Raw genomic sequence first — 5,960 nt, 5'->3', positions numbered from 1 at the left:
TCAGAATCTGTCCCATAGCGCATCCCTCCATTCCTGGCTGAATAGTGCACCATCAAATACCGGGACTAAACACCTAGGGTGAAGCCCGCGATGTACTCGATGATGATGTCGATCCACATTGGGAGGCCGAGTACCGCCGTGATCGCGGCGGCAATTATGATGCCGGTGGCATCGCCTGCTACGCAGTGAATGGTGGACCCGATGCCCTGCTTCCACAGTGGCTTGATGAACTCTTCATGGGTTCCGGGCGCAGGCTCTTTGTCAGCCAGAACGTAAAGGAGCAGTCCAACTGGACCGAGGTAGAGCGTGACGAGGATGAAGCCCCACTTCATCACGGCCGGTTCTGGATTGTTCCTGAATTGATCCCAGGCAACATATGCCGTGCTCAAGCCTGCGGGTGTCGGCCAGTGAGACTAATGTAGCTAGAAGCAGGAGTTCGAGACCATGTCCAGTCGGCACTCCTTCTGCCCGAAGGTCAAATGGCTGAGCGGCACGCCGCGACCTTTGACGACGCCGGCGGGGGAGGCGGCCAGTGCGCCGAACATCAGGCCGAGGTGCTCGATCTTCTGGGAGGCGGTCTCCTCACCCCACACCCCGTTCCGCTGGAAACCGATAGCCGTGAGCGTCGAGGTCTTGAAGCGGATCAGGTCTGCCATCTCCATGGCAAGCCGCGGCGGTGCATCGACGACACCAGACAGGAGATCAGGGTCTTCGAAGGTTTCCGCAGCATTGTTGTTGGCAGTGGCCGTGAGGGAACTCGTGCGGGGTGACAGCGATCCCCCGCCATAGGTGACACCTGGAAAGCGGATCGCATAGCGCTGCTTGATGGCTGCCGCCTGATAGCGTCGATAGTCGGTCGAACCCGAGATAATGACCCGGCGCACCCAGTCGAGAATCTCTTCCCGCTTGCTGAAAGGCAGGCTGCTGAAGTTGTCAGGAAGGTGCAATGAAATCCGGCGCCGTTCGGCAGGGCTGATGTCGCCAAGGTCATGACCGAGCAAGGAGCGGGCCTGGTAGGGCAGTTTCGCCTTGAAGTAGCCCGCGGGCAGCCGGTATCGTAGCTCAATGCGGGCGAGGATCTTAAAGCTCGCGACGGAGCGCGGCACGCGTTCGCCCTGGATCCAGGACAACATGGTCTTGTGGTCGAACGTCTCGCCGAGGCGAACGACGGCGCGGTAGAGCTGCCAGTAACTCTCGCCGAAACGGCGCATCTGATAGATCAGCGCATCCTGAAATGCAGCAGGGTCGTCGCTCGCCTCGAACAACGGATCCGGGAGCGGTTGGATGGGTTTAGGCTCTGGTCCTCTCTGGGGCGAAGCGGAGCGAGCGCGAAGATCGTCTTCGCCAACTCGCCTCGGCTTTCTGGTAGAGGACAGAGTTACTGCCGGTTTACGCTGGTCTGCGTCCTTGGATCGGGACACCGGCTTCGTCGGGCGGGCGTCCCCTGCCGCAGGCGGTGCGCCCAACCATCGGAGGATCGCATCAAGTGCGATGCGGATCTGTTGTTTAAGATCGCCCGTCAGATCGCCGCCTAGTCGGCAAGCTTGAGCGATTTCTGTCCAGTCGATGCGACCGTTCAGGAGAGGTGGTGCCCTACGATGAGCGATGAGTTTAACGAGATAGGCCTCGACGTTGCTCAACGTGCGTTTCGATGCGATCGGCGCAATGCGCAACGCGCAGAATTTTGAGATCTTGCTCTGAAAATGGCGTGATGAAAGGTCTGGTTTTGACATGCTTGCATTCCCGTTCGCTCGGCACCAATGCCGAGGGCGAGCGGGGATAGGGGCTGGCATTTAACAAAGAGTGTACCGCGAATAACGGTGATCAGGTGGGCGTCGCTGTTCGGAAATATGGCTGCGGAGCCATTTGAGTGGGTTGCAGAGAACCTCTGTGTGGAGAATAGGCGTGTGCTGTTTGGAGAATTGATTAGTTTTCGGCCGATGTTTAGTGGCTTTGCACGAAAATCCAGCAGACGAACGTCTTCAAAACTGCCGGAGCTGGTCGAACTCGTCATCGCGACGCCGCTTTTTCATGCCGGGACGGTAACGAAAACCCTCGGGGTTGCGCCGCAGGCGGCGCGGCGGATTGTTGCGGAACTCGGCCTTCACGAGATGACGGGGAGGGGGAGGTTTCGGGCGTGGGGTGGGATCTAGTATGAAGAACGGCTCGGGGAGGGGTCCATGACAGTCTATTTCGCAACCGAGCTCGATAATAGTTTGTCGGGCAGGTTCTATATTAAAATAGGGCGATCGAAGGCACTTACGCGCCGCCTTTCGAATTTGCAGACCGGCAATAGGCGCACAATTGCGCTGATGGGAGTAATAAGGACCTCTTCGGTCGAGGAGGACGGCGAGATCGAGAGGGAATTACATGAACTTTTCCGACATAAACATGATGTGCGAGAATGGTTTTTTCTAACGCCTGAGGACGTGATCGATAGTTTGAAGCGATATTCGTCCAGGGCATATATCGCGATCGGACAAGACGCTTTCGAGATCATCTCATACGATCGTGACGCTGTTCCCGAGTTCGCAAGTCCTTGGCTTTGGGGAGACACAGATCTGTATGAGTTTTGCCCAAACTGTGGCTGGGCATGTGGATGGACATATAGTGAGAGTTTTGGAGGAGAACTTTGCTTAGAGTGCGGCGCTTCCGAGCACGATTACGACAGGCCAGGGCCAGATGAATGATCGGGAGCCGATGGGGGCAAGGATGAAGCGTGTGAAGCGAAACCCGGCCAAATTCGACGCTATCGAATTGTACACCTCGGTCGGCCGGGATCGCGGTTACAAACTCAATGTCGCGGGAGATATCGAAAGCTTCCTCGATACCATGAAGGACTCCCTTCAAGCATCGCAGACGAATCCCCTCCTGCTGCACGGAAAGCGCGCGGAGGCGCTATTCGCACATGTCGCAGGTGCCTTGGGTCAATGCAAGTTTATCAAACAGGAGGATGCCGGCGACATTTTCACGGCGGGAGGGGACATCATCGCGCCAGACTACAAGATCGTCCTGGCAGACGGTACAGCGTTTCTGGTTGAGGTGAAGAACTTTTATCTCAAATCGTTCGACAAGGAACTCACGATCCCTGCCAAGACCATGGAGGGGCTTGAGCAATATGCTGAGCTCAACGGACTTCCGTTGAAAATCGCGATCTATTTCTCGAACCTGAACAACTGGGTCCTACTGTCGAAGGCTGCCTTCAAAAAGGACGGCAAGCATTTTTCGATATCCTTTGCGAGGGCGATGGCGGTCAACGAAATGGCAACTTTGGGCGATCGTACTATTGCGACACTCCCGAGGCTATCTGTTGAGTTTCGTACGACACCCGAGCTGGCGATAAAGCCCGATGCGAACTCCGAAGTGGTCTTCACCATCAAGTCGATAAGGTTCGAGTGCGGGCATACCGAAGTCATTGGCGACGATGCTCGGGAGATCGCCTTTTACCTCATGAGATATGGTCGGTGGCCCTGTGGTGATCAGATCCCTCTGTTCGACGGCGACAAGGTTATCGCGCTTCAATTTGTGTTCGAACCCGAAGAAGTTCATCCTGAGCAAGGGTTCGAGACGATCGGTTGGCTCAGTCAGATGGTTAGCAGTGCATATTGTTGACGTGAACTGCGTTTCGAAAGCTCTCGGCAGCATTCAACACCTGTGCCAGACGCGAGCCGCGTCCACCGCTGAGCTCAGCCTCGGCGTCACGTAGAGGCTTAAGATACGTCCCCGACAGATACTCGCGTGCTTCGCGTTCTATTGACGGTCCTTCGCCAGATGCACCTGATCGGATGTCGGACCGGATCTGCCTTGTGCCTCTGACGACCTGCTCCGTCAGCTCAGCGGCAAGCGTGACATATAGGAAAGGTCTCCGTTGACCCTCTACCTCTTCGAATGTCAGATGCTCAAGGAAGGCCGCCGCTTGCTGCGTGGATAGGTCGGCAAATTTCAGCCTAACCGAGAATCGCGTAGCGCCCCGACGGAAATCGGTCTCAAGAATTCGTAGCCACTCACCTGTTCTCGATGACAGAGTGTAGCGGATGGCATCGATCAGCGCCGTCTTACCGGAGTTATTCTCACCGACGATGATGTTCAAGGTTTTGTTTAGTTCGAGTTCAAGGCTATCGAAAATACGGAATTTCTCGATCTTAACCCGTTGCAAGTACATGGCTTCCCCCAAGAATCGCTTTGCCAGAATTGCAAAGCCAAACGGGGAAGTCTACTGTACGAATCTACTCTGGCGGGTATGCCTGCGCGATTTCTTGGATGGAATGACGCGGGTTACCAATGTTCACTGGCCTATTGTTTTCCGCTGTCGCGAGCTCTTTGGCGCAGGCGCGTGTAGGTCTTGAGGCGAGTTTCCCGCCTATGTCGTCACGGCAATCAATGGGTCATCGACGCCGCGACCGGCTGCTGACAGTCTCGGGAACAGCCAAGCTATGACCGCAGGATCGAGCAAGCCCTGCGCGAACATCGACTCCCAATTGTTCAGAGAATCCTGAGCATAGTCCCGCGCATCTCGATGCTCGCAGATGGCTGCGATCAATGCAGCTTGGTTGGTGGGGATAAAATTCAGGGACCCGACGATCTTTCGTGGCGCGCGCACGAACTTGACCCATTGTTTTCCCAGCCAATTCAGCACGCCAGTCCGCTTAATCACATTGTTTAGGTGGTATTCGATCGCGGGCCTGTCCGGGTGCGTGAGGGCAACCAGAATTTCGAGATCTACGATCACGGTTGCATCCATGCCGGAAAACTTCGCTGCGTAGAGACGTTCGTCCATGCATGCATCATAGTATGGATGGAGGATGCGCGCTCCCACGGCATGGCCCTTATAGTTCTGGCCACGCTTCAGGTTGCAATCACATGCCGGGACCAGATTCTTGGAGAAGACCGCAAATGCAGGGTGATGTTCCTTTGGCAGAACGTGATCCAGCGTATGAGCGTGTAAGGAGCCACACATCGAACACGGTAATGCGAGATTGTCCTCTCGGATGTCATCGATAGGGTGGTGGCTGGTGGGCAAATCTTTGTAGTGTTTGCGCAGCCATTTATCCAATGGAACCGGGATCGAGACATGCGCGACCGCCTGTGCGTTCCCCGAGACGCTGTCATATTGCACGTAGCCGGTCTTCAGGGCATGCCTGAATGCCTGTAGGCTCGGATAACTTCCAAGCCTGTGGTTGTCGACGAGTGCATCGACACCTGCGATGTCATCGAAAATCGGAAAAGGGAGTTTGCGCATCAGCCGGAGATCTTTGCCCGAAGTTCGTTTAAGAATTCCAGCGACAACTCATTGCTATAGTTTTCGAGGACCTCATCCCAGGTCATCCCCGATGACTGGATGTTTCTCTCCAACTCCTGCGCGAGATACGAAGGTTCATCTTCTCCAAAAACGAAATAGGAGATTTCTCCGACGTCTGCACCGAAGGTCGCAAGGCGCGGTCTCTGGACTTCGATGCGTCTGTCGGCGTCAGCCCTCAGGATCGAGATCTGCTCCCTGAAAACCTCTCGGAGAAAATAGGCAGAGTGCGTCGCGATGATGGCTGCGGACCCGGTCTGCGCCAGAAGGCTGTCCAGGATTGAGACGAAGCGCGCTATGAAGTTTGGGTGCAGATGGGTCTCGGGCTCGTCGAATAGTAGAAGAGAGCTATTGTCGATTTCGAAGCTCACATAGGCCGCAAATTTGAGAAAAGAGATTTCGCCGCTACTCAGGCGAAGCGCATTGCCATCGGAGAAACGAACCGGATCGCGCCGGGTGTTGAGCGACGCAAACCGTCGGAGTTTTTCCTGTTCGCCGCCCTGGTTCAACGAGCTCAACGGAATGATGCCGTCATTTGTCCAGACCCAGATGGAATTCGGGTCCCCCAGCGCTTCGAGTGCATTGAGTGAGAGCGGCGGTGGAAAAGTCGGCCACGGTAGCGGCGGAATAGTCCAGCCGCGGGCGGAGTAAAAACCGGCCACCT

Annotated in this window: 5 protein-coding genes and 3 pseudogenes; 3 read left to right on the top strand and 5 right to left on the bottom strand. The window is 55.8% G+C overall.

Annotated features, from left to right (window positions below):
• Positions 1-68 precede the first annotated feature (68 nt).
• Positions 69-389: pseudogene (locus AKG11_RS32875) on the bottom strand (DUF4396 domain-containing protein); the annotation flags it as partial.
• A gap of 78 nt (positions 390-467) precedes the next feature.
• Positions 468-1,733 (bottom strand): annotated as a pseudogene (locus AKG11_RS32870) (hypothetical protein); the annotation flags it as partial.
• A 231-nt stretch (positions 1,734-1,964) separates the two neighbouring features.
• Between AKG11_RS32870 and AKG11_RS34200 the strand changes: the two are divergent.
• The 3 genes and pseudogenes from AKG11_RS34200 to AKG11_RS32865 form a co-directional block, all read left to right on the top strand.
• Positions 1,965-2,153, top strand: a pseudogene (locus tag AKG11_RS34200) (helix-turn-helix domain-containing protein); the annotation flags it as partial.
• A 27-nt stretch (positions 2,154-2,180) separates the two neighbouring features.
• Complete coding sequence (locus AKG11_RS34195; RefSeq protein ID WP_082342967.1) at positions 2,181-2,690, top strand: GIY-YIG nuclease family protein; 510 nt, start codon at positions 2,181-2,183, stop codon at positions 2,688-2,690.
• Positions 2,691-2,712: 22 nt separating this feature from the next.
• A complete protein-coding gene (locus tag AKG11_RS32865) occupies positions 2,713-3,612 on the top strand; it encodes a hypothetical protein (protein ID WP_156334224.1) in 900 nt (299 codons plus the stop codon).
• Here AKG11_RS32865 and AKG11_RS32860 read toward each other — a convergent pair.
• The 3 genes from AKG11_RS32860 to AKG11_RS32850 form a co-directional block, all read right to left on the bottom strand.
• Positions 3,593-4,162, bottom strand: coding sequence for an AAA family ATPase (locus tag AKG11_RS32860; protein WP_050747058.1), 570 nt, complete (start codon positions 4,160-4,162; stop codon positions 3,593-3,595). The two genes, AKG11_RS32865 and AKG11_RS32860, sit on opposite strands and share 20 nt — an antisense overlap.
• Positions 4,163-4,360: 198 nt before the next feature.
• Positions 4,361-5,239 carry an HNH endonuclease gene (locus AKG11_RS32855; protein WP_050747057.1) on the bottom strand — a complete coding sequence of 293 codons (879 nt, stop codon included), beginning with the start codon at positions 5,237-5,239 and terminating at the stop codon, positions 4,361-4,363.
• On the bottom strand, positions 5,239-5,960 hold a 722-nt coding region (locus AKG11_RS32850), incomplete at its 5' end, for an AAA family ATPase (RefSeq protein WP_156334223.1). The genes AKG11_RS32855 and AKG11_RS32850, both read right to left, overlap by 1 nt.

Source organism: Shinella sp. SUS2 (assembly GCF_001262505.1).
Classification (GTDB): domain Bacteria; phylum Pseudomonadota; class Alphaproteobacteria; order Rhizobiales; family Rhizobiaceae; genus Shinella.
Note: the sequence above shows the minus strand (reverse complement) of the source record. Positions and strands in the feature narration are given on the sequence as shown.